Here is a 21,997-nt window from a genome sequence, read left to right as displayed (position 1 = left end):
CCACACCTCCTTCGGGCTGTAGGCGGGGCCGGCTCGGTCAGCCGGCGCCGGTCGCGGCGGTCTCGGTGTCGAGGACCTCGCAGTAGGCGGCCTCGGTGGCCGCTGCGACCTGGCCCCAGCCGTACCGGCTCAGGACCCGGCGGCGGCCGGCCGCCCCGCAGGCGGCGCGGGCGTCCGGGTCGGCGAGCAGCCCGGCGACGGCGCGGGCGAGGGCCTGCGGGTCGCGGGCCGGCACCAGCCGTCCGGTGCCCGGGTCGGCGACGGTGTCGAGCTGCCCGCCGACCGCGCTGGCCACGACGGGCACACCGCAGGCCATGGCCTCCAGCGGGACGATGCCGAACGGCTCGTAGTCGGCGGGGCACACCACCACGTCGGCGGAGCGCAGCAGTGCCGGCACCTCCTCGCTGGGTACGGCGCCCGCGAAGCGGACCCGGTCGGCGACGCCGGCGTCGCGGGCGATGCCGCGCAGCCGCCTCACCTCCTGGTCGGCGTCGAGCCGGTCCGCAGGGGGCCCGCCCACCACGACGAGCTCGGTCTCGGGCAGCCGGGCCAGGGCGGCGATGGTCACCGCGGCACCCTTGCGCGGTACGAGCCGGCCCAGCTGGAGCAACCGGTGCGGGTACGGTCCGCGCGGCGCGGCCGGGCCCTTCGGGGTGAACCGGTCGGTGTCGACGCCGCACGGCACGACGACGACCTTGTGCGGGGGTACGCCCATGCGGGCCAGTTCGTGCGCCTCGTCCCGGCAGGTGGCGACGACGCGGTCGCAGCCCAGCCCGATCTCGATCTCACCGGGGACGCGCTCGGGCGGGCTGGTGTCGGCCAGCCGCTGGTGGCGCCGCTTCACGGTGCCGAGGGCGTGATACGTGTGCAGCAGCGGCAGGCCGTGCTCGCGGGTCGCGCGCATCGCGGCCAGGCCCGACATCCAGTAGTGCGAGTGCACGAGGTCGGGGGCGCGGGTGCGCCAGTTGCGGGCGAGGTAGCGGCCGAAGTCGCCCATGTGCGGCAGCAGCGCGTCCTTGGGGAGCGGCTCGGCCGGTCCGGCGGGCACGTGGTGCACCTCGACGCCGTCGCGCAACGGCACCCGGCAGGGCGGGTCGGGCGAGTCGCGGCGGGTGTAGACGGTGACGCGGTGGCCCCGGTCGGCGAGTGCGGCCGCGAGGCTGGCCACGTGGACGTTCTGGCCGCCGGCGTCGACCCCGCCGAGTGCGGCGAGGGGGCTCGCGTGCTCGGAGACGAGCGCGATCGCCAGGACGCCCGGGTCGAGGGGGCCGCCACCGAGCGGTCCGGTGGGGAAGGGGCTGAGGGACGGGGTCATGAGCACACCTCCGTGATCAGGCGCTCCCAGTCGGCCAGGAAGCGCTTGAGCCCGTAACGTTCGAGGGCCGCCTGCCGGGCGCGGGCTCCGGCCTCCACCGCGGCCTCGGGTTCGTGGAGGTAGCGGCGGGCGGCGCGGGCCAGGACGTCGGGGCGGGTGGAGAGGATGCCCGCTCCGGGCGGGACGGCCTCGACCGCCTCGGTGGTGGCGAGCGCCAGGACCGGCATGCCGAGGTGCATGGCCTCCAGCAGGGACAGGCCGAGGGAGGTCCAGCGCACCGGGTGCAGGTACATGCGGCGTTCGGCCATGGCCTGGTGCAGCTCGCGCTGGGGCAGGTCGGCGGTGCGGCACCGGTCGGTGGGCAGGCCGAGGTGTCCGGCCAGGCCCTCGGTGCCCATCCCGAACACGTCGATCGGCACCGCTTCGGCCAGGGCGGGCAGCAGGTCGGTGCCGGTGTACCGGGCGCGCCGCACGGGTTCGTTGACGACGACGGCCGCGCGGGCGAGCCGGCCGGTGTAACGGTGGCCGGGGTCGACGATGCCGTGCTCGACGACCTCGGTGCGGGTGGTTCCGCAGTCCCAGAAGAGCCGGTTGAAGTGCGTGACGTGCACGAGCGTCAGGTCGTCGCGGTCGGCGCACGGGTGCCGGGTGTCGGGTACGTCGCCGTCGGGCGCGTTGTGCTCCAGGTACAGGGCGGGCACGTCGCGGCCGGGGCGCCGCCCGCCGAGCCACCGCTCGGCCAGCTCGAACTCTTGCGGGCGTTGCAGGAGGACCAGGTCGACGGGCGTGTCGCGGAGCTCCTCGGGGGTGACCTCGCGGGCCGAGGCGGGCCACGAGAAGGTACGGGCTCGTCCGAGGCCGTCCGGATCGCGGGCCGGGGTGACGGGGACGAGGTAGGTGTGCGGGCCCTGGACGAACGCGGTCGTCCAGGAACCGTGCACGTGCCACAGCAGGATGTTCATACGGTCGCTCCTCGCTCCGTCTGTTCTCCCTGGTCGGCCGGGTGGTTCGTGAGGGCTGCCACGGCCGCGAGCACCTCGGCGTCGCCGATCGCGTCGAGGCAGGGGTGTCCGGGCACGGGGCAGTGCCGTGCCCGGGTGGCCGCGCACGGGGCGTGCGGGTCGCCGAGCAGGAGGTGCGGCACGCCGTAGGGGGCCCACCGCTCGGCTGGTACGACCGGCGCGAACAGGCTGACGACGGGTGTGCCGACGGCGGCGGCGAGATGCGCCGGGCCGGTGTTCCCGGCCACCACGACCCGGGCGGCGGCCAGGACTCCGGCCAGGTGCGGCAGGTCGGTGGCCCCGCCGAGGTCCAGGGCGTGCCGCCCGGCGACCCGTGCGGTCAGCTCACGCTCGGCGGGTCCGCCGGTGACGACCACCCGGTGCCCCGCCGCGGCCAGGGCGGCCACGGCCTGTGCCGCCCTCCCGGGGGTCCAGGCGCGGGCGGGCACGGCGGCTCCCGGGTGGACGACGACGTACGGCTCGGGGCCGGTGAGGTGGGTGGTGCGGGGCGGTGGTGTGACGGCGAGGGAGCCGTCGTCGCCGTCCGGCAGCGCGAAGCCGGCGGCCTGCGCCAGGTCGAGGGCGGCCAGGACCTCGTGACGGTGCGGCAGCCGGTGGTGTCTGAGGTCGAGCAGGGCGCCCGGGTAGTCCTCGCTGTCGGCGGCGGTCCAGGCGATCCCGGCCAGCTTCAGCAGCAGGGCGATCGGCAGGGGGCTCTGGTGGTACGACACGAGCACGAGCGCCCGGTCGAAGCGGCCCGCCGTGAGCGTCTCCATCAGCCGGCGGGTGGCAGCCCGGGTGACCGGCGGCGGTTCCAGTCCGACCCAGGGGGCGTCGTGGACCAGCACGTCGTCCACGCCGGGCAGCATCCGCCCGGCCGCCGCGCCCTGGGGTCCGCACAGCAGCGCGGTGTACGAGGATCCGGCGGCGACGGCCCGGACGGCGGGTCCTGCCAGGAGCACGTCTCCGGCGCTGTCCAGACGCACGACGAGGGTGCGGGGCCGACGGTCGCGAAGGGACAGGGGGGTCATCGCGGCTCCTCGGCCGGCGCGGCCGGGCGGAGGACGCGACCCACCGCCTCCAGCAGGTCCGAGGCCGTGGCCCCGGCCGCCCGGACCTCCTCGGCCCGGGTCGCGTCGGTGGGGACCAGGATCCCGCGGGCCCCCGCGGCACGCGCGGCCTCCATGTCGGCCCCGATGTCGCCGATGACGACGGTGCGTTCCGGCGGGACGGCGAGCCGCCGGCACGCGGCCAGGACCAGGCCGGGGGCCGGTTTGCGGCAGCCGCAGCCCTCCCCCGGCCCGTGCGGACACACGGCCCAGACGGCGAACGGTCCGAGCAGTTCCTCCACCCGCAGGCGGACGTCCTCCACCTGGCGGCGGGTCAGCAGGCCCCGGGCCACGCCCGACTGGTTGGTCACCACACCGACGGGCACCCCCGCGGCGCGCACGGCGTCGACGGCCTCCCGCGCACCCGGCAGGAGCGCGACGCGCGACGGGTTCCCGTTGTAAGGGACGTCGGCGACGAGCGTGCCGTCCCGGTCGAAGAGGACGGCCGCCGGGAGCGGGCCGCCGGAGCCGCGCGGGTGCCGCCGCTCGAGGGGGGACCCGTGCGGCCGCGTGAGCAGCCAGGGGGCGGGGCGGGTCATGAGCGCAGCCGTTCCCTGACCACGGGGCGGGACGGGGCCGCCGGCTCCCCGGTCCCCGGCGGGGTGTGCGGCGCGGCCCTGCGGTGCGTCACCCGGCCGCGCAGCCAGTGCCAGGTCGCCACGGGCGGGACGAGCACGCTGGTCACGGTCATGGTGAGGACCTCGTCGCGGGTGCCCGGCCCGGGCAGGATCCGGGCGAGGGCGAACTCGGCCGTGCCGGCCAGCCATGCGGCGGCGCAGAACGCGGCCGCGCGGTGCCGGCCGAGCAGGCCGCAGCCGGCAGCCGTCACCCCGGCAGCGGTCACCGCGAGGTGCACGGGCAGGCGGCCGCGGTGTGCCTCCGCCCGCCGCCACCAGTGGCGGCCGTGCAGCCGGGTCATCAGCACGTCGTCGGCGTTGCCGGCCTGGAGCCGGATGGAGATCCAGCGTCCGGCCGGCCGCACCGGGTGGGTGGTGGTGCGCCGGCCCGCCGTGAGGGTCCAGCCGGCGTCCAGCATGCGCAGCGCCAGGTCGGCGTCCTCCCGGAAGGCCCGCCGGAAGCGTTCGTCGAATCCGCCGACGGCCATCAGCGCGGCCCGGCGGTACGCCATGTCGGCGGTGATCCAGCGGGCGCCGGCGAGACCGGCCGTGTTGCGTTCCCAGTCGGTGGGGCGGCGGTCGGCGGGCAGGGGCACCTCGATCCGGGCGGTGATCCCGGCGGTCCGACCGGTCGCGGCGGCCAGGTCCAGGGTCAGGTCGTCGCCCCAGGTGGGGCCGGGTACGACGTCGTCGTCGAGGAAGACGATCCAGGGCACGTCGCCGGCCGCCCGCCAGCCGCGGTTGCGTGCGGCGGCGGGTCCGCGCGCCCCACCGGGCACGACGATCGTGCGCGAGCGCAGGGACGGCGGAACGTCGGCGGTGAGGGGCACCCGGGCCGCGCCGGGCCGGTCGTCGACGAGGACCACCCGGACCGGCCCGGGGCCGGTCGCCTCGGCCAGGGCGTGCAGGCACGCGCTCAGGCTGGGCCGGCCGAGGGTCGGGATCACGACGGCGTACACGGCGTCCCGGGCCGGGGTGTCGGACTCGGTCATCGCGGGCCTCCGGCGTCGTCGCTGCGGGAGTCGGTACGGGAGTCGGTACGGAAGAGATCGCCGCGCCGGATGGCGTACGGGCCGATGGCCAGCAGGTCGACGGGTGAGGAGCCGAAGCACTCCAGGGCGTCGCGCGGGTCGTCGACCATGGGCCGGCCGGCGGTGTTGAGGCTGGTGTTGACGACCACGGGCAGCCCGGTGAGCCGCTCGAACTCGCCGAGCACGCGGGCCACCAGGGGTTCGCGGTCCGGGTCGACCGTCTGGATGCGGGCGGTGCCGTCGACGTGCACGACGGCGGGGATGCGGTCCCGCCACGCGGGGTGCACGTCGTGCACGAACAGCATGTACGGGCTGGGCAGCGGGCCGTCGAAGATCTCGGCGGCGCGGTCGGCGAGGACCATCGGCGCGACGGGCCGGAACTGCTCGCGGCCCTTGACGTCGTTGAGCCGCTCCAGGTTGCCCGCGTGCCCGGGGTGGGCCAGCAGGGAGCGGTGGCCGAGGGCGCGGGGGCCGTACTCGGAGCGGCCCTGGAACCAGGCGACGATCCCGTTGTCCGCCAGGGCGCGGGCGACGGTCGCGGCGATGTCCGGGGGCCGCTCGAAGGGGACCCCGGCGGTCTTCAGCCAGGCGCCGAGTTCGGCGTCGGACCAGTCCCGGCCGAGGTCGGCCCCGGTCATGGCCTCCGGTGCGTCGCCCTCGCGCACGGACAGCAGCAGGGCGCCGCCCAGGGCGGTGCCGGCGTCACCGGCGGCGGGCTGCACCCACACCCGGGAGAACGGTCCGTCGCGGGCGATACGGGAGTTGGCGACGCAGTTGAGGGCGACGCCGCCGGCGAGGGTGAGCACCCGGTCGTGGGTCCGTCCGTACAGCCAGCGCACGAGGTCGAGCAGGGTCTCCTCCAGTACGGCCTGGGCACTGGCGGCGACGTCGGCGTGGTCCTGCGTCCACGGCTCGTCGGGCCCGCGGGGTGCGCACAGCTCCTGCCAGGGCACGCCGGTGGCGTGGAAGCCGCCGTCGCCGGTGGCGTACACGTGGCGGCGCAGTTCGGCGAGCATGCGCGGGGTGCCGTGGGAGGCGAGGGCCATCACCTTGAACTCGTCGGAGGAGCGCAGGAAGCCGAGGTGTTCGGTGAGTTCCTCGTAGACCAGGCCGAGCGAGTGCGGCAGCTCCTGGGCGTGCAGCGCCTCCAGCCGGTCCCCCACGCGGCGTGCGGCCAGGTGGGAGGCGCGTTCGCCGCGTCCGTCGAGGACCAGGACGGAGGAGTCGCCGGCGTCCGGGGCGGCGAAGGCGCCGGAGGCGGCGTGGGCCATGTGGTGCGGCACGAAGCGGACGATGCCGGCGTCGAGGCCGGGCAGGGCCGTGCGCAGGAAGCCGGGTGCTTCGCGGGCGTAGGTCAGCCGCAGGTGGTCCCAGGGGTCGTCCAGGCCCATGTCGTCGGCGGGCCGGGCGAGTTCCGGGTCGAAGGAGTAGGCGACCGCGTCGAGGTCCTGCGGGCGCAGCCCGGCCCGCTTCAGGCACCAGGCGGCGGCCTTCTCGGGCAGTTCCCAGGCGGAGAACGGCAGGGGCCGCTTGCCGTGCTTGCGCCGGGAGAACCGCTCCTCCTCCGCGGCGGCGACGGTCCGTCCGTCGATCACCAGGGCGGCGGCGGGGTCATGGAAGAGGGCGTTGATTCCGAGGATGCGCATGGGGATGCGGGCCTTTCGGCGGTCGGGAGATCCGGACGCGGCGGTTCGGGAGGCCCCCTGGCGGGGGTCAGCCGTCCGATTCGTGCTCGCGGAACCAGGCGATGGTGCGCCGCAGCCCTTCCTCGGCGCGCACCTGCGGTTCCCAGCCGAGCTTGTCGCGGGCCAGGGTGATGTCCGGGCAGCGCACGGCGGGGTCGTCCACCGGCCGTTCGATGTAGCGGATCTCGGAGGGGGAGGCGGCGAGTTCGACGACCAGCCGCGCCAGGTCGAACATCGTGATCTCGGTGGGGTTGCCGATGTTGACGGGGCCGCGCATGCCGTGGGCGGCCGCGGCGAGGACGCCACGCACGGTGTCGTCGACGTAGCACAGTGACCGGGTCTGCCGGCCGTCGCCGGTCACGGTGAGGGGTTCACCGGCCAGGGCCTGCCGGACGAACGTCGGCACCGCGCGTCCGTCGTGGCCGCGCATCCGCGGGCCGTAGGTGTTGAACAGCCGCACGATGCAGGTGTCGGTGCCGTGGGTCTCGGCGTGGGCGGTGGTCAGCGCCTCGCCGAAGCGTTTGGCCTCGTCGTAGACGCTGCGCGGGCCGACGGGGTTGACGTTGCCCCAGTAGCGCTCGTCCTGGGGGTTCTGCTGCGGGTCGCCGTAGACCTCGGAGGTCGAGGCGAGGACGAAGCGGGCCCGGGAGGAGTGCGCGAGTTCCAGGGCGGCGCGGGTGCCGAGGCTGCCCGTCTCCATGGTGTGCAGCGGCAGCCGCAGGTAGTCCGCCGGGGACGCCGGAGAAGCGAAGTGCAGGACGAGGTCCGGCGTCCGCTTGATCCGCAGCCCCTCGGCGACGTTCGCCTGGACGAGGGTGAAGCCGGGCTGTTCGAGCAGCGGAGATATGTTCTCGGGCCGGCCGGTGCTGAAGTCGTCCACGCAGGTGACGGCCGCGCCCGCGTCCAGCAGGGCGGCGCACAGATGCGAGCCGACGAACCCGGCGCCGCCGGTGACGACGGCGTGTTTCCAGCTCCCTGAGAAGGCGGTGGTCATGTCGGTCTCTCCTCCGTCAGCACTGCGCCCTGCCCGGCACGACGGTTGCGCCCCGGGCCGCCGAGGGTCCGGAGGCCGTCGAGCCCACGATCAGGGTCCGCCGACCGCGGCTACGGGGCACGGTCGCTTACGGCGAACCGGTGAGTCACGGAGAGTGAGACAGTGTGCTCGACCGACTGTCGGAGCAGGTCACGCGGGGTGTTCGCGGGTTCGGCAGCGGTCCAGCCCGCAGCGCTCGCCCGGGCCGCCTCGGACAGGCGCTGTGCGGCGATCACAAGCCGGGGCACCGGCGCCGAGTTCTGACGGAGTTCGCCGACGGGATCGCCACGGACGGCACGGTCGTCGAGAAGGGCTACCTCGGGTCCGTGAAAGTCCTGGGCGAAGGCGTCGACACAAAGAACTGTGACTCCGTGTACTTCGCCGACGTACGCGGCTCCATGCCCGACCTCGTCCAGGCCGTCGGGCCGGGCGCTACGGATGCAGCCCGGCGAGGGGAAGGTCGCCTCCCTCGTGGTGCCGGTCCTGCTCGGGCCGGGTGAGACGGCGGACAACATGCTCACCTCACGGGCATTCGGTGGCCTGGCGAAGCGGCTGGAGGCGCTCAGGGCACACGACGCCCGGGTCGTGGAGGCGCTGGCGCAGCAGCAGGCGCCAAGCCACGTCAGGGGCGTACAGAGCCGCAGCGGGCCCGAGGAAGACGAAGCATCTGGCAGCGACCGAAGCGACCGTGGTCTGTCAGTACCGGCCAGAGAGCTGCTGAAATTCAGCACCCCCCGCGACCCCGCCCAGCTGGCCGCCTTCATCAACCTGCGCGTCCTCAACCCCGAACGACGCCAGGGCCGCCGCCCGCCGGGCCGCCGAGAACGAGCAGCGGCATGCCGAAGGCCTGCCGGTTCAGTCAGCTGCCGGCGCCCTGTCGGAGGAACGGCGCGAACAGCTCGAGGAGATCGACCCCTCGCAACGCGCCTTCCACCTCACCCGGCAGCACCTGGAGCAGGGCGGCAAACTGCCCACCGAACCAGGCGACGTCATCCACCAGAGCGAGGACCTTGGACGGCGGGTGAGGGCGCAGCGGCTCGGCTGGGACAAGCTCACCACCGTGCAGCAGTGGATGTGCGAACACATCCTCGGCATCCAACCCGCCGGCGAAGATGAGAAACCCAAACCGCGGACCAGCCAAGCCGACAAATGGGCCCTACACCGCTGCCCGCCAGTTTTACGAGCGTGAGGGGCACCTTCGCGTACCCAGGAAGCACGTCGAGACGATCGTCGTCACCAGCGGGAACGGAGAGGTGGACGGCCACGAGGACAGTGAGGGACAGGAGGTACGACAGCTTCGGCTAGGGGCATGGATCAGCAACCAGCGGAGCAGGGCCGCGACGCTCTCCCCGAAGCGGATCGAACAGCTCTCCGACATCGGCATGCGCTGGACGTAGCCAAGGTGGCGGACACCGCATTGCCTCCCTCCCAGCGGGAGAAGCAGTAGCGTCGCCAAGAGGGTCGGCTCGTTCCCTCGAGTGGGTCGTTCGCTAAGCCACACATGTAGGGCTCCGGGGCCTCCGAAGCGGTGCCGCTGCGCCGACCTGATCTGCTGCAGCGTCATGGGTTTTCTCGTTACTCCACAGCGCGGCCGATGAGTTCGTGACTCCCGGCCGGTCCAAGCTAGTGACACCCTGGGAAAGGACATCGCCATGTCGGAGCTTCTCGTCGACTTCATCACCTCCCTCGACGGCCACGCATCGGGAGAGGGATGGCCCGGGTTCTGGGGCCTGGAGGGCCCGGAGTACCTCGCATGGCTCGGCAAACAGCCCGAGGCCACCTACCTGATGGGAGCGAACACCTACCGCCTGATGTCGGGCTTCGCCGCAGGCGAGGTCCCGGATGGCCAGGACGAGTTCAGGCCCGAAGAAGAGGCGTCCGTGGACGAGCTCACGCAAGCGTCCAAGGTGGTGTTCTCCTCCTCACTCGAGGAACCACTGACGTGGGCCAACTCCACGCTCGTCCGCGACGACGCCGTCGAGGCGGTCCGCGCCATGAAGTCCAGTGGCTCGGGGCTCCTCAGCACGATCGGAAGCCTCAGCCTGTGCCGGTCCCTGCTACGAGCCGGACTCGTCGACCGCTTCCGGGTCGTGATGTTCCCGGTGATCACCGGGGCCACGGGCCAAGAGCGCATCTACGACGGCTATCCGGACGTTGCCCTCGAGATGATCGAGCACCGCACCTTCGACGGCCGCATCCAGCTGGTCGAGTACAAGCCCCGCGTGCTCGAGCACCCGCCGCTCGGCGTTCCTGGATGACGTCGCCCCGTCCGCCGGTCCGGACGGCCGCCAAGCCGGCGCCGGGCACGGAGCAAGACCTGACAGAGGGCGAACGGGGCAACGTCAGGACGCCCGGTCCACATCGCGTCGAAGGAGCAGATCAGCCGAGCACCCTCCTCGCGCAGTACCCTTCCGGTGTCATCGGCGATGCGCAGGCGCAGCGGGCTGCGCGCACCGCGGTCGAGCAGCCCTGCCAGCCCTCCCCTCTCTACTCAACCGCGTCATGTACGGCGCATTTGTCAGGACCTCTTACAAGGTCCCCGGCCGGCGCTTCAGTGCTCGAAGAGCGCCGTCGCCACCGGCACCGCCAGCAGCAGGCTGAGTCCGAGCAGGGGGAGGCGCTCCAACCACAGGATGGCGGCGAATTCGCGCAGCGTCGCGGCCAGCCAGTAGGCGGGAGAGGTCGGCGCACCCACGACGTGCACGGGCACGCCGACACGGCGGGCCAGCAAAGTCGTGCGGTAGACGTGGAAACCGCTGGTGACCACCGTGGCACGCTGGCCGGCAGCGGTGCCGTCCACGAGGGCCGCGCTGAAGCGGAGGTTCTGCCCGGTGTTGACGGAGCGGTCCTCCCGCACGATCCGGTCGGCGGGCACTCCGCGACCGCGCAGATAGTCGGCCATCGCGTCCGCCTCGGAGCGGACCTCGTCGTCGCCTTGGCCTCCCGAGACGACGAACACCACACCAGGCGCGTCCGGTGCGCGGGCGGCGTCGATCGCGAGGGCGCGCTCCAGCCTGCGGGTCAGCAGCGGGCCGGGCCGGTCGCCGTTGAGCCCGGCGCCCAGGACGACGACATGGGTGGTCTCCGGCAGGGGGGTGCTACGGCCCCGGACGAACACGTAGCCGGCGAAGACGAGGAAGAGCAGAGTGAGGTATCCAGCGGCCGCGTTCACCGCGACCACGAGGGCACCGAACGCCTCGCCGCCGACCGCGTGGAAGACCGCGTCGAGGCCGAGCACCGCCAGCAGCGCGCAGCCGGCGGCCCCGGTCGCCGGCAGGGCTGCCTGCGGTCCGTAGCGCCGGACCAGGAGGACGCCGTCGGCCAGCAGCAGCAGGCCCAGCGCGAGCGCCAGGAGCAGGGCGGCGACGGCGAGGACGGTGGCGATGGTCGGGTGGGCTGCCGCACTGCGACCGGCCACGCCGAGTCCGGCAGAGGTCACCGCGAGGCAGAACAGGACGGCGGTGGAGAACCGGTGCGGTGCCAGCAGGGCGTTGACGACGCCACCCGCGGCGAACACGACCGCGGCGAGGTACTCCGGGTACTGAGGCATGTGCCGCACCGCTCCTCTCTCCCGCCCGCCGGGCCGCTGCCCGTACCCGCCCGCCTCTCGCCGCCCGCAGGTTCCCGGACCCGGTACGGACGGCTGCCGTCCATCCTCCCAGACCTGCTGTGGTGCGCCGAACGCGGGCGGGCGGTGGTGCGTTCGACACCACCGGCATGTCGTGCCGGTGGCGCTGCCCGGCAACCGCGCCACCAGCACCGGCCCGGACACCCCCAACCCCGCCGCGACCTCACCCCACGCGCCCGGCCCCCACCCCGCACCCTCCCGCCCACGCAAAAACCGACACCGACCTCCGTGCCGCCGCGCAACCCTCGGAAGGCTCAGAAGTGCCGTTCTCAAGACAGTCGAGCGGAGTGGGGTGTGCCGCCCCATGACAGCCGTATCCGCTACAGAAACCGCCCCCCGGCAATGACCACGCTCTTCCTCAACACCCGACCAGCGAAAACACCCCGGCCTGACAAGCCGTCACTGACACCCACCCCACCGACACCAACCCAGCACCGCAGCTTGGTCATGTCGACCCACGAAGGCGGTTTATCTTCAGAGGCCCAGTGAGGACGTTCTATGACTTCCACCGTCAGGTTGGTCGGGAGGCTGGAACGCGAAGCGTGGTGGAAGCCTGAATCGAAACTGCGGGGCCTGCGGGGAGGATGGGCACCCGAACCATCAAGTCCCCAAGGGGATTCGCCTGGTTGTCGATCGGAGCGGCGGCTCGGGGCTCTTGGTCGTCTAGTGTGAAGGCATGTTGCGTAGACCCATCTCCATATCCGTCCAGCTGAGCGGACGCGGTGGCCTGTCTTCCAGGGGCACCGCGTCCTCGTGCGTCGACGGAGGGTGTTGGTGAACAAGCCGCTGAGGGCTGTGGCGATCTTCTGTGGGTTACTGATGCTGGGCCTGCCCATACGCGCAAACTGGGTGCAGTACGTTCGGGCTCCGGAACTTGCCGCCGACCAGGAGAACCGGCGTGTGCAGATCGAGCAGTTCGCTGCCCCACGCGGAGACATCGTCGTAGGGGGTCAGGCCATCACCGGCTCCACCGAGGTACGGGGCACCGACCTCAAGTACAAGCGCACCTACGTCAACGGGCCGATGTATGCACCGGTTACGGGATACGCGTCGCAGTCGCAAGGCATGACGCTGTTGGAGAAGACGTACGACGGCATCCTGACTGGAAAAGACGATCGACTGGCTTTCCAGCGGTTCGCCGATGTCGTCAGCGGTAAGGGCCATCGCCCCGGCTCGGTAGTCACCACCATCGATCCGAAGGCGCAGAAGGCGGCTTACGACGGGCTGACCGAGCTGAAGGGCGCAAGGGGGGCCGTGGTCGCTCTGGATCCCGAGACCGGGAAGGTGCTGGCCTTGGTTTCAGCGCCCTCCTACGACGCGTCGCGGTTCGCCGGCAGCACGTTCAAGGAGTCGGACCGGTTCGTGGCACTTGATAAGGACAAGCGCAAGCCACTGGCCAACCGGGCGCTACGAGAAATCTACCCCCCGGTTCCACGTTCAAGATCCTCACGGCAGCGGCCGCCTTGGAGCACGGGGTCGTCACCGACATCGATGCCCGTACGGATGCGGTCTCCCCCTATCCGCTGCCGCAGTCGAGCAACAAGATCGGCAGCGAGGCTGGTGACGCTATCTGCGACAAGGCGTCGTTGAAGACCGCGATGCAGTACTCATGCAACAACGTGTTCCTCGACGCTGCCGCCAAACTCGGCCAGGACAAGCTGCGCGAGACGGCTGAGAAGTTCGGCTTCAACGATGACGTCTACTCCGACGACATCGGCGACCTGCTCGCCACCAAGAGCATCTACCCCGAGAACCTTGACAAGCCCGGCACCGCGCTCACTGGCATGGGGCAGGGCAGCCTCACGAGCACACCGATGCAAATGGCCATGGTCACCGCTGCACTGGCCAACGACGGAAAGCTGATGCAGCCCTACATCGTCGATGAAGTTCGTGGCCCAGATCTCAGCACTCTGGACAAGACCCAGCCCGCGGCAATGGGGCAGGCAGTCTCCGCTGCCACCGCTCAGAAAGTCCAGCAGATGATGGAGTTCACTGCCAGGGAAGGAAGTGCTCGCCGCGCCCAGATCGATGGGATCACGGTCGGGGGCAAGACTGGCACCGCTCAGCGTGGTGTTGACGTAGCCGAGCAAGTGCCCTACGGCTGGTTTGTTTCCTACGGCACGAAGCAGGATGGCTCGTCGGTCGCTGTAGCTGTCTTCATCGACCCGACCGACATGGACATCTCACGCGCGGACATCTCCGGTGGCCGTCTCGGAGCGCCCGTCGCGCGCAGTGTCATGAAGGCGGTCCTGCAGTCGTAGCGCAAGGCGTCCTGAAGGAAGGTGCTTTCTCCGTTCCGGCAGCCTGAGCCAAGTGGACCCCGTATGGACCACTACCCACCCGCAAAACGCTTGGTGGCGGTGCGCTGTAGCCGCTCTGCCCCTGGTGGGCGATGCGAAGGCGGGCTGCCCGAGCGGCCGAAGGGAAGGGTCTTGAAAACCGTAGTGACGTGAGACCGTCACCGTGGGTTCGAATCCCACCGCCTCCGCAGGTAGGTCACAGACGTGCTGGTCAGTAGGGGTGTCGCTTGAGAGCAATGCTCAGATCCTGTGGATCGGCCCCGGGAGGACGTACCTTCCCGGGCGATTAACGCGCAGCGCCTGGACGGACCAATCGAACACTGGAGCCAGACTCTCCGGGGCCGGCCAGCCGTTGACCACTGCGAGCAGCTGGAGGTACCGCTCCCTGCGGGGGCCACTCACGCTCTCCAGCCGAGTCGCCAGCCGACGGCGAAGCTCAACGTCGTCGGGGCGGCCGAGAAGGTGCGCGCAGTGCGCCGTGAACGCCGCGACGATCGGATCGGCCTGGGGCGAGGCCGGGTCGATGCCGGCGGCCAGGGCCGGGCCGACCTGGTCACGGACGACTGCGGCAATGTCGCGGCGCGGGCCCATCATGTCCTTCGGGTCTGCTCGGCTGCCTGGTCCTCGGCCATCCGCCGCACCATGGTGCGGAAACCCGGGTCCAGAGACATTTCGGCTAATTCCACCCACGCTTGGACCTGCTCTGCCTCCGGGTTGTCGGACAACTCGGGGGTCATCGAGCGCACGACCCCCGCGAATGCGGGGGCGGCGTCAAGACCGCCGAAGACGGCGTCGAGGAAATCGCCGATCAGACGTCGGCGTTCGTCCTCGGAAAGCTGGGCCAGCCGGTGCATGAGTTCCGTCTCCTCAGGTGCGGCCCCTCGCTCGGCCACCGCCATCAGCACCGCGCGCCGCAGGCGCAGGACGCGGATCTGCGCTGCCAGTGCTTCGGCGTGCGCCGCGGCGACCTCGGGAAGCGAGAGCTCGCGGTCCACGATCTTGCGGATCGTGGGAAGGTCCAGTCCCAGCTCGCGCAGGGTCCGCACGAGGTCCAGGCGTGCGACGGCGTCGATACCGTAGAGGCGGTAGCCGGCCGGGCTGCGGTCCGTCGGCGCCACGATTCCGCGATCGGAGTAGAACCGAATGGTCTTGACCGTGAGACCGGTCCGTCGAGCGAGTTCGCCGATCGAGTAGAGCGTGTCGCCGTCCATGACCCCACCTTTGTGTCTCCCCCTACTGGAGACTCAAGCCCCTTCGCCTGCCGGCAGGCAACCACTCCTCATCCACAAGTCTTGACAATTCCTCCAGCTCGACCACGACCGTGTCGGGGCTGGTTAGCCTGCTGCGGCAGCGGAGCAACGGGCCCCACTTGCGGGGGTGTTGGTGCTGCCGACCGTGCCCGTATCGTCGAGAACGGCGGACACCCGGTCTCCGCACAGCCCGCGTTCGGTGACCGCAACGCTTGTCAGAGCCTCGCCGAGCATGGACTTCACCGGGTACCGGCGTAACGCCGTCACCATTCCCATGGATCAATCATGGGCGCTGTCACACCGCCCCGGGTGCGTTTCAGACCAGGGTGATGGCGTCTTTGACGCCACCCGTTTGTGGCTGGGCGCGTTCACGTGTGCGCCAGCATGATCAGGCACTCACCTAAGGGTTGTCCCGTAAGTGGTCTCGCCCTGCAATGATCTTGATCGTGTCAGGTGTGATCACGGCGTCGGAACCGTCCTGGATAGCCCCGTTTGCCGGGCTGAGCCCGCGCGTCTTCGGCAAGTTGGTGACCGCGCTTCGCCGCGAGGGCGCCAGCTCCCCGGGCCAGGGGCGGCCGTGGGGTCTGCCGCTGGAGGACCGGGTGCTGTTGGTAGTCGCTTACTGGCGCACGAACCTGACGATGCGCCAACTCGCCCCATTGTTTGGCATCTCGAAGTCGGCGGCCGACCGCATCATCGACCAGCTCGGCCCGCTCATCGCATTCCAGCCTCGGCGCCGGTTTGCCAAGGACACCGTGCTGGTAGTCGACGGCACCCTGGTGCCTACCCGGGAACCACAGCATCGCTGAACAGTCAAAGAACTACCGGTACTCCACCAACCACCAGGTCGTCATTGACGCGGATACCCGCCTGGTCGTTGTGGTCGGTGAGCCTTTGCCCGGCAATCGCAACGACTGCCGGGCATGGGAGGAGTCTGGCGCGAAGGCCGCCGTGGGCAGGACCCTCACGATGGCCGACGGCGGCTATCCGGGCACCGGCCTCCTCATGCCCCACCGCCGCACCCCGGGCGAAGAGTTGCCGGGCTGGAAGCGCGAGCACAATCGCTCACACAAACAGGTCCGGGCCCGCGTCGAGCACGTCTTCGCCCGCATGAAGACCTGGAAGATCCTCCGCGACTGCCGTCTCAAGGGCGACGGGGTCCGACACGCCATGCTCGGCATCGCCCGACTGCACAACCTCGCTCTCACGGGATAGCTTCTGCCGCATACGAGACCTGAGAGGTCCCCGGGAGACGGCTCCCCCCTCGCAGTCTCGGAGGAGAATCAGGCGAGGCAGAACTCGTTGCCCTCGATGTCCTGCATCGTGATGCACGACTCGTTGACGCCATCGGCGCGCTGCGTCAGCACGTGTTTCGCGCCGAGCGCCATCAGCCGTGCGCATTCGGCTTCGAGTGTGGCCAGGCGCTCGTCACCCACGAGCCCTGTGCCGACCCGCACATCAAGATGAACCCGGTTCTTGACGACCTTGCCTTCGGGAACTCGCTGGAAGAGCACGCGCGGGCCCACGCCCGAGGGATCAGCGCACGCGAAGTAGACCTCGTCCTCAGGCGGCAGCGAGTGGTGGTACTCCTCCCACGTGGCAAAGCCCTCCGGGACTGTCGGTACGACGTACCCCAGCACCTCGCACCAGAAGGCGGCGAGGCGCGCAGGTTCCGCGCAGTCGAAGGTCACTTGGAACTGCTTGATCGTTGACATCGGCGCACGATAACAGGGGCCCTGCTCATCTCCCCGGGCGGGTGGATCCACACGTTGCCGGGAGGACGGCCCCTGTCATCCGCCGCTGTGTCGTGCGGTCACGGGGGTGAACCGAGGTCGGCGCCTCTTCCAAAGGGTGGGACCCAGGATCCGATCTCAGCCGACCGCTCTCGTGCCAAAGATCAGTTACGGGACAGCCCTCAAGGACTGCGATTTCGGTACGGCCGTCGTCGACCACCACCTCGGAGGCGTGCAGCAGGACAAGGGACCTGGCGGCCGATGAGCCGTACCGGTACCGAGTAGTGGTCCTGACGCACGGTGATCAGCGCGTAGCGGTCGCCCCGTAGTGTCAGCAGCCGCCCGGTCTAAAAGTGGTCTTACGGCAGCGGCTGCAGCAAGGGTTTTTCGATGGCGAAGTACTCGGCGACGGTGCGCGGGCACTCGCTGATCCGCCGCTGGTCGCCCTGCTGGCCCACGCATCGATTTGGGCGTTGAGCTCGGCCGGGTGATGACGTCGGGGACGGGCACCAGGTGGTGGCGGCGGAGTTGGCCGACTTCGCCTTCGACGACCCCCTTTCTCGGAAGTGCCGGAGTGGATCAGGTGAGTTCGACAGTGTCCCCGAGTCGCACACGCCCCGGCTGTGCGACCGTGGCCAGTGCGTCGAGCCGCATGTCATGCCTCTGCGCGATGGCTCGCAGGATCAGCGGGGAGTGCGGCAGGTCCTGCTGGGCCTCGTTGGTCATCACGCACCGTTCGCTGGAACGTTCGAACCGTATACGCAGAGTGCAGCCGAGGCGGGCAGCGCTGCCGAACCACTCGTCCTCCACGAACGCAGGGGTGCCCGGCGGTGTCCGCACCAGCAGGTTCGGCCGGAAGCGGCGCTCGTCGACGGGCACGCCTGGAACGGCCGCGCGGACCCAGTCAAGGGTGGCGGTGGTCAGGACGCTGAGTGGGAGCTGGTCGACATGCGAGACTGTGCCCTCGCGAGCCACTTCGACGTCGTTCCGGCCCAGATAACGCCGCACGTAGGTGGTGGGATTTAATACCGGCACGCCGTCCGGGTCCAGCAGCTCAGGAACCTTTGTAACTGCTCCCCCGGGGTACCGGGATCGCAGCTGTAACAGTCCCGGCATGCGCCGGAACCGGCGCGTGTTCTTGCCCGAGCCGAACTTGCCCTCGGCATCCCGCACCGCGTAGAGCCGGTCGCCCACGAGGCCCCGGGCATCGACGGCGACCTCGTCCAACGGCTCACCACCGGTGGACTTGATCGGGTACCGCCAGATCCGCTCTATCGTGCCGAGCACCGTGCCCATGCGTCCATCCCTCCCGTGAGTTGCTCCTCAGTTGGCTTCCGCAGCCACCCGGACCCCGAAGCCGATGAGCACCACGCCCGTCACTCGGTCCAGCAGGCGCCGGACGCTGGGCCGTTCGAAGACCGAGCGCGCCCTGGAGACGAGGTGGACGTAGCTGCCGAGCCAGGTCAGGGTCAGTGCCGCGTGCAACAGCACCAGCAGTCCCATGCCGACCGCCGTGGGCAGTCCGTCCGGGGCCAGGGTCGGCAGTAGACCGGTGTAGAACACGGCGATCTTCGGGTTCAGGACATTGGTGGTCAGGCCCGTCAGGTACGCGCGCCCAGAGCCAGTGGCCGTCGGCTCAGCGCTCCTCGGCGCGGAACGGCGGCTTTGCCACAGGGCCTGTAGACCGAGGAAAGCCAAGTACGCGGCACCCAAAATCTTGAGAATGAAGTACGCCTCCGCCGAGGCCTCAAGGACAGCCGCGAGCCCGACGACGGTGAACACGCCCCACACCAGTAGCCCGGTGGTGATACCGGCGGCGGTGCGCAGGCCCTCCGACCTGCCGGAGGCGATCGCGCGCTTGGTGACCACGGCCATGTCCGGCCCCGGCACCACGGTCAACAGGGCGAGCACTCCGGCCGCCGCGGCAATCTGCGTCCACATGAGGGTCAGTCTGCTGTGGAACCATCACACTCCGTGTGTGACAACGATCACGGTCACCCCTCCTCCCGCGTGAGTTCAAGCCGACCACCGGGTAGCAGGTCATCCTCGCTGCCGCCGCCTGTCCAGCCCCTGCCGCTCAAATACCTCGATCGCCAAGCTACAGGTGGCGCCACCAGCCCCGAGGAATTGGGCACGGTCGGAACACCACCTCTTCACCAGTAGGACGGCGGCGTGGAGGCGGCGGAGTGCCGGGGGTGGGTCCGCGCCCCCGACCATGTGCGTCCGGAGGCACCGCTCGCGGGGCGTGGCGTCGGCCCGTGCCGGCGGGCTGGTGGGAGCCGTGCGGGACGGGCGCGGCCGGGGGCCGGCGTCTCGGCTGGGCGGTCCGGGCTGCGGCGGAGGAGTGCGGCGCGCTTGAGGTCGCGTCGCGCGGCGCGTCAGGCGATCAGCGTGCGGCCGGGGGCCAGGCGGTCGACCAGCTGAGCGTGGTGCAGTTCGGCGACCGGGGCGAGCAGGTCCGGGTGCCGCAGAAGCGCGGCGGCACCGCGGTCGCTGTCGTCGGGGGCGACGAGCCGCCGGAACTCGGCCGGTGCACCGGTGCCGTGGCTGCCGTCGGCGAGCGCGGCGACCGCCCGGCCGGCCAGCTCGGAGTCGGTGAGCAAGCAGGCCGCCCAGCTCGCGACGACCTCGTCCACCCAGGTGCGCCAGGCGTGCGCGTCCGCGTCGTCGCCCAGGGCCGCGTCGGCGCCGGTGACCCAGTCGAGCCGCGCCGAGCCGCCGGGGCCGGCGATGCCGACCAGGGCGACGTCCATCGCCGTCGGGTACCTGAGCCACGCCGCGACCGTGACGGCCTGCCGGGCCTGCGCCTCGCACAGAGCCGCGGCCAGCGCGCCGCCCGTGGCGGGGAAGGCGCGGGTCAGCCACTGGGCGGTCGCCGCTATGACGGGGGAGAGATCTGCTTGCACTGCCGGGCCGTCCGAACACTGGGGGCGGGGAACTGGTCGTAGACGGTAGCCGCCGCTTCCCGCGTCCGGACGTGACCCGGACCTCCTCCAGGACGTGGCCTCGGCCACATCAACCGGGCCTCGGGGGCCGCCTCCCGGTGTCGTTTCGCCGCGGAGAAGCCGGGGGACCCGGCCCGCGTGCCCTGCCGCGGACCCGCCGACCGGACTCCGCCGCCGGTGCGCACGGTGCGCTTCGACGGCTGGATCGCGGGTATCGGCACGGCGTCCGGGGCTCGCGTGGTGCTCGGGCGCTGGGCGCGGTCGCCGTTCGGGCCGTTCAGCGACGTGATGTTCGAAGGGGCCGACGGGCGGCGGCTGCTGCTGGCGCCTTCGCGGGAGACGGCCGGCTTCGTCGCCGGCACGTACGTCTTCGACGAGGTGCGGGTGGTACCGGTCGGTGTGCGGGTCACCGCCCACGGGCACTGGACCGTCTCCGCGCCGCCCCTCGATCTGAGCTTCAGCACCGGCCGCAGGGGCCTGCCGGGCCTCGCGCTGCGGGCGGTGCCGGGCCGGCTCGCCACGCGTCCGGGCTGGATCGCCCTGTGGGACCTGCCCGCTCGTCTGCTGCTCGGCGCGGGCACCCACGGCAGTGCCCGGCCCGGCCGGCACCAGTGGTACGGCGCCCGGGATCTGCACCCGGTCACCTCGGCCACCGTCAGCTATGAGGGCACGAGCCTCGGCGCTCTCGCCCCGGTGGAGCCGCCCGTGCGGTTCGGGCCCCGTTCGACACCCCGCGACCCGTGCCTCGTGCGGGTCACCACGCGGGTGGCCGTGGAGCAGGACGGGAGTGCGACGTGAGCGGCCTCGTGACCCCGCCCGGGAGGACGGCCACGGCTCACCAGAAGCGGCTGCTGAGGGCGGGCTGATGCGCCAGGTCCACGGCGTCGCGCAGCCGCAGCGCGACGCTGATCGTGGCGCGCAGGGCGGAGGGACGCACGGTCTGGGCGGTCTCGGTGGCGAGGACCAGCAGACAGGACGCCGCCTGCTCGACCACCGAGAGCGGCAGGGTGAAGTCGCTGTCGGCCGCCGAGCGGAACGCCTTCAGCGGGATCGCGGCTCCGTCGATGGCCCGGTGCGCGGCCTGCTCCAGGTACTGGGCGGCCTGTTCGCACACGGGGGCGGGCAGGGCGATGGTGCGCTGGAACGGTGAAGTCGTCATGCCCCGACTGCTCCCCCGGCGGTGGCCGGTTCTGTCGGCGGGCGGCGGGATTTCACCGTCCCGCGTGACCGGCGCGTGGCGCATGTCCCGGGATCGCGACGGCCGCCGGGGACGAGATGTCCACGCCCTGCGTCGGACTCCCCCGGCCCACGGTCCGCCGCGTTCGCGGACCTCGACCCGGCGCATGGCGATGCAGCTGCTCGACGTGGCTCGCGGGTTCGAGGGCTGAGCCTTCGTCCACGCGTGGGTGGGGCCGGTCACGCGGTTCCCCGCGACCCAGGGGCGCGGTCGTACGCTGAGTGCCGATCACACGCGCGGCTGAAAGGGAGCTATGTATGACCGCCTGTGCGGAGGTCGTCGCCCGGCTCACCGGGCAGGCGGTCAGCGGGGAGAGGCCCCTGTCGGGAACCGTCGCCGAGGTCACCCTCGGGACCGGCCGGGTGGTGGTCGTCAAACGATGCGGCGAGCCGGGGGCCGCGCGGGCCGAGGCCGCAGGGCTGCGGTGGCTGGCCGGTGCCGGGACCGTGTGCGTGCCGGTCGTGCACGGGTACGACGCGAACTGGCTGGTCATCGACCGGGTTCCGGAAGGGCGGCCGAGCCGGGAGGCGGCGGTGCGCTTCGGGCGTGACCTGGCCGGGCTGCATGCCGCCGGTGCGCCCGCGTTCGGCGCGCCGCCCCCGGACGGGCCCGCGGACGCGTACATCGGGCTCGCCCCGATGCGGAACGAGCCCGGCACACAGTGGCCTCGCTGGTACGCCGAGCAGCGCGTGCTGCCGTATCTGCGGCGGGCCGTCGACGAGGGCACCGTCCGGTCCGGGGAGGCGGCCGTCGTGGAGCGGCTGTGCGAGCGGCTGCCCGCATTGGCGGGGCCCGCCGAGCCGCCCGCGCGGCTGCACGGCGACCTGTGGAACGGCAATGTGCTGTGGGCGGCCGACGGGCACGTCCGGCTGATCGACCCGGCCGCGCACGGCGGGCACCGCGAGACCGACCTGGCGATGCTGCGTCTCTTCGGCTGCCCCCACCTGGAGCAGGTGCTGGCCGGCTATCAGGAGCAGGCGCCGCTCGCCGACGGCTGGACGGACCGCGTCGGCGTGCACCAGCTGTTCCCGCTGCTGGTGCACGCCGTGCTGTTCGGCCGGGGCTACGCGGAGCAGGCGCTCGCGGTGGCCCGTACGGCCCTGGCGGGGTGAC

At 71.8% G+C, this 21,997-nt stretch carries 19 protein-coding genes, 1 tRNA gene and 3 pseudogenes; 7 read left to right on the top strand and 16 right to left on the bottom strand.

The genetic code is table 11. The annotated features are described in order from the left end of the window. Positions 1-37 precede the first annotated feature (37 nt). The 8 genes from ACWD1U_RS30875 to ACWD1U_RS30840 form a co-directional block, all read right to left on the bottom strand. Positions 38-1,315, bottom strand: coding sequence for a glycosyltransferase (locus ACWD1U_RS30875; RefSeq protein ID WP_451112483.1), 1,278 nt, complete (start codon positions 1,313-1,315; stop codon positions 38-40). After that, entirely contained in the window at positions 1,312-2,277 is a 966-nt protein-coding gene (locus ACWD1U_RS30870; RefSeq protein ID WP_451112481.1) for a glycosyltransferase, read from the bottom strand. The genes ACWD1U_RS30875 and ACWD1U_RS30870 overlap by 4 nt, the downstream gene beginning before the upstream one ends. After that, complete coding sequence (locus ACWD1U_RS30865; RefSeq protein WP_451112480.1) at positions 2,274-3,347, bottom strand: glycosyltransferase family 9 protein; 1,074 nt, start codon at positions 3,345-3,347, stop codon at positions 2,274-2,276. The genes ACWD1U_RS30870 and ACWD1U_RS30865 overlap by 4 nt, the downstream gene beginning before the upstream one ends. Next, positions 3,344-3,964 carry a D-glycero-alpha-D-manno-heptose-1,7-bisphosphate 7-phosphatase gene (locus tag ACWD1U_RS30860; RefSeq protein WP_451112478.1) on the bottom strand — a complete coding sequence of 207 codons (621 nt, stop codon included), beginning with the start codon at positions 3,962-3,964 and terminating at the stop codon, positions 3,344-3,346. Before ACWD1U_RS30860 ends, ACWD1U_RS30865 begins: the two co-directional genes overlap by 4 nt. Next, complete coding sequence (locus tag ACWD1U_RS30855) at positions 3,961-5,034, bottom strand: glycosyltransferase family 2 protein (RefSeq protein WP_451112476.1); 1,074 nt, start codon at positions 5,032-5,034, stop codon at positions 3,961-3,963. Before ACWD1U_RS30855 ends, ACWD1U_RS30860 begins: the two co-directional genes overlap by 4 nt. Next, positions 5,031-6,719: a carbamoyltransferase family protein gene (locus tag ACWD1U_RS30850; protein WP_451112474.1), complete on the bottom strand. Its 1,689-nt coding sequence runs from the start codon at positions 6,717-6,719 to the stop codon at positions 5,031-5,033. The genes ACWD1U_RS30855 and ACWD1U_RS30850 overlap by 4 nt, the downstream gene beginning before the upstream one ends. A gap of 67 nt (positions 6,720-6,786) precedes the next feature. Next, positions 6,787-7,752 carry an NAD-dependent epimerase/dehydratase family protein gene (locus tag ACWD1U_RS30845; protein WP_451112472.1) on the bottom strand — a complete coding sequence of 322 codons (966 nt, stop codon included), beginning with the start codon at positions 7,750-7,752 and terminating at the stop codon, positions 6,787-6,789. A gap of 898 nt (positions 7,753-8,650) precedes the next feature. Beyond that, the gene (locus ACWD1U_RS30840) at positions 8,651-8,890 is read right to left on the bottom strand and encodes a hypothetical protein (protein ID WP_451112470.1); all 240 of its coding nucleotides are present in this window, start codon (positions 8,888-8,890) and stop codon (positions 8,651-8,653) included. 13 nt (positions 8,891-8,903) lie between these two features. Here ACWD1U_RS30840 and ACWD1U_RS30835 point away from each other — a divergent pair, with 13 nt between their 5' ends. Continuing rightward, entirely contained in the window at positions 8,904-9,188 is a 285-nt protein-coding gene (locus tag ACWD1U_RS30835) for a helicase associated domain-containing protein (protein ID WP_451112468.1), read from the top strand. Positions 9,189-9,443: 255 nt separating this feature from the next. Next, positions 9,444-10,049: a dihydrofolate reductase family protein gene (locus ACWD1U_RS30830; protein WP_451112466.1), complete on the top strand. Its 606-nt coding sequence runs from the start codon at positions 9,444-9,446 to the stop codon at positions 10,047-10,049. A 293-nt stretch (positions 10,050-10,342) separates the two neighbouring features. Here the strand turns inward: ACWD1U_RS30830 and ACWD1U_RS30825 are convergent, their stop codons facing one another. After that, positions 10,343-11,341, bottom strand: a complete 999-nt coding sequence (locus ACWD1U_RS30825) for a YdcF family protein (protein ID WP_451112464.1) — start codon at positions 11,339-11,341, stop codon at positions 10,343-10,345. An 852-nt stretch (positions 11,342-12,193) separates the two neighbouring features. Here ACWD1U_RS30825 and ACWD1U_RS30820 point away from each other — a divergent pair. Together ACWD1U_RS30820 and ACWD1U_RS30815 are read left to right on the top strand one after the other, a co-directional pair. Continuing rightward, positions 12,194-13,680 (top strand): annotated as a pseudogene (locus ACWD1U_RS30820) (peptidoglycan D,D-transpeptidase FtsI family protein). Positions 13,681-13,815: 135 nt separating this feature from the next. Continuing rightward, positions 13,816-13,907: transfer RNA gene (locus tag ACWD1U_RS30815), tRNA-Ser, on the top strand. Between the two features lie 52 nt (positions 13,908-13,959). Here the strand turns inward: ACWD1U_RS30815 and ACWD1U_RS30810 are convergent. Together ACWD1U_RS30810 and ACWD1U_RS30805 are read right to left on the bottom strand one after the other, a co-directional pair. Next, positions 13,960-14,930, bottom strand: a pseudogene (locus tag ACWD1U_RS30810) (MerR family transcriptional regulator). A 123-nt stretch (positions 14,931-15,053) separates the two neighbouring features. Next, positions 15,054-15,203, bottom strand: coding sequence for a hypothetical protein (locus ACWD1U_RS30805; protein WP_451112632.1), 150 nt, complete (start codon positions 15,201-15,203; stop codon positions 15,054-15,056). Positions 15,204-15,415: 212 nt separating this feature from the next. On the opposite strand from ACWD1U_RS30805, the pseudogene ACWD1U_RS30800 reads away from it, so the two are divergent. Then, positions 15,416-16,184: pseudogene (locus ACWD1U_RS30800) on the top strand (transposase). Positions 16,185-16,252: 68 nt separating this feature from the next. Here the strand turns inward: ACWD1U_RS30800 and ACWD1U_RS30795 are convergent. The 4 genes from ACWD1U_RS30795 to ACWD1U_RS30780 all read right to left on the bottom strand — a co-directional run bounded on the left by ACWD1U_RS30795 (position 16,253) and on the right by ACWD1U_RS30780 (position 19,608). Then, on the bottom strand, positions 16,253-16,684 hold the full coding sequence (locus ACWD1U_RS30795) for a VOC family protein (RefSeq protein ID WP_171166537.1): 432 nt from the start codon (positions 16,682-16,684) through the stop codon (positions 16,253-16,255). A gap of 597 nt (positions 16,685-17,281) precedes the next feature. Continuing rightward, a complete protein-coding gene (locus ACWD1U_RS30790; RefSeq protein ID WP_451112462.1) occupies positions 17,282-17,998 on the bottom strand; it encodes an MOSC domain-containing protein in 717 nt (238 codons plus the stop codon). A gap of 27 nt (positions 17,999-18,025) precedes the next feature. Next, positions 18,026-18,643: a LysE family translocator gene (locus tag ACWD1U_RS30785; RefSeq protein ID WP_451112460.1), complete on the bottom strand. Its 618-nt coding sequence runs from the start codon at positions 18,641-18,643 to the stop codon at positions 18,026-18,028. Between the two features lie 437 nt (positions 18,644-19,080). After that, complete coding sequence (locus ACWD1U_RS30780) at positions 19,081-19,608, bottom strand: hypothetical protein (RefSeq protein ID WP_451112458.1); 528 nt, start codon at positions 19,606-19,608, stop codon at positions 19,081-19,083. A 177-nt stretch (positions 19,609-19,785) separates the two neighbouring features. Between ACWD1U_RS30780 and ACWD1U_RS30775 the strand changes: the two genes are divergently transcribed. Beyond that, positions 19,786-20,445 (top strand): hypothetical protein, encoded by a 660-nt coding sequence (locus ACWD1U_RS30775; RefSeq protein ID WP_451112456.1) that lies wholly within the window; start codon positions 19,786-19,788, stop codon positions 20,443-20,445. A 37-nt stretch (positions 20,446-20,482) separates the two neighbouring features. Here the strand turns inward: ACWD1U_RS30775 and ACWD1U_RS30770 are convergent, their stop codons facing one another. Next, positions 20,483-20,806, bottom strand: coding sequence for a hypothetical protein (locus tag ACWD1U_RS30770; RefSeq protein WP_451112455.1), 324 nt, complete (start codon positions 20,804-20,806; stop codon positions 20,483-20,485). 335 nt (positions 20,807-21,141) lie between these two features. On the opposite strand from ACWD1U_RS30770, the gene ACWD1U_RS30765 reads away from it, so the two are divergent. Further along, positions 21,142-21,996, top strand: a complete 855-nt coding sequence (locus ACWD1U_RS30765; protein WP_451112453.1) for a fructosamine kinase family protein — start codon at positions 21,142-21,144, stop codon at positions 21,994-21,996. Position 21,997 lies beyond the last annotated feature (1 nt).

It is taken from the genome of Streptomyces sp. NPDC002788 (assembly GCF_053592115.1).
The sequence above is the reverse complement of the archived record's forward strand: the minus strand, read 5'-3'. Positions and strand labels throughout refer to the sequence as shown.

Excerpts from the sequence above, each read along its gene's own strand:
- ACWD1U_RS30875 (WP_451112483.1), bottom strand. The coding sequence starts at position 1,315 with ATGACCCCGTCCCTCAGCCCCTTCCCCACCGGACCGCTCGGTGGCGGC.
- ACWD1U_RS30870 (WP_451112481.1), bottom strand. The coding sequence starts at position 2,277 with ATGAACATCCTGCTGTGGCACGTGCACGGTTCCTGGACGACCGCGTTC.
- ACWD1U_RS30865 (WP_451112480.1), bottom strand. The coding sequence starts at position 3,347 with ATGACCCCCCTGTCCCTTCGCGACCGTCGGCCCCGCACCCTCGTCGTG.
- ACWD1U_RS30860 (WP_451112478.1), bottom strand. The coding sequence starts at position 3,964 with ATGACCCGCCCCGCCCCCTGGCTGCTCACGCGGCCGCACGGGTCCCCC.
- ACWD1U_RS30855 (WP_451112476.1), bottom strand. The coding sequence starts at position 5,034 with ATGACCGAGTCCGACACCCCGGCCCGGGACGCCGTGTACGCCGTCGTG.
- ACWD1U_RS30850 (WP_451112474.1), bottom strand. The coding sequence starts at position 6,719 with ATGCGCATCCTCGGAATCAACGCCCTCTTCCATGACCCCGCCGCCGCC.
- ACWD1U_RS30845 (WP_451112472.1), bottom strand. The coding sequence starts at position 7,752 with ATGACCACCGCCTTCTCAGGGAGCTGGAAACACGCCGTCGTCACCGGC.
- ACWD1U_RS30835 (WP_451112468.1), top strand. The coding sequence starts at position 8,904 with ATGAGAAACCCAAACCGCGGACCAGCCAAGCCGACAAATGGGCCCTAC.
- ACWD1U_RS30830 (WP_451112466.1), top strand. The coding sequence starts at position 9,444 with ATGTCGGAGCTTCTCGTCGACTTCATCACCTCCCTCGACGGCCACGCA.
- ACWD1U_RS30825 (WP_451112464.1), bottom strand. The coding sequence starts at position 11,341 with ATGCCTCAGTACCCGGAGTACCTCGCCGCGGTCGTGTTCGCCGCGGGT.
- ACWD1U_RS30805 (WP_451112632.1), bottom strand. The coding sequence starts at position 15,203 with ATGCTCGGCGAGGCTCTGACAAGCGTTGCGGTCACCGAACGCGGGCTG.
- ACWD1U_RS30795 (WP_171166537.1), bottom strand. The coding sequence starts at position 16,684 with ATGTCAACGATCAAGCAGTTCCAAGTGACCTTCGACTGCGCGGAACCT.
- ACWD1U_RS30790 (WP_451112462.1), bottom strand. The coding sequence starts at position 17,998 with ATGGGCACGGTGCTCGGCACGATAGAGCGGATCTGGCGGTACCCGATC.
- ACWD1U_RS30785 (WP_451112460.1), bottom strand. The coding sequence starts at position 18,643 with ATGTGGACGCAGATTGCCGCGGCGGCCGGAGTGCTCGCCCTGTTGACC.
- ACWD1U_RS30770 (WP_451112455.1), bottom strand. The coding sequence starts at position 20,806 with ATGACGACTTCACCGTTCCAGCGCACCATCGCCCTGCCCGCCCCCGTG.
- ACWD1U_RS30765 (WP_451112453.1), top strand. The coding sequence starts at position 21,142 with ATGACCGCCTGTGCGGAGGTCGTCGCCCGGCTCACCGGGCAGGCGGTC.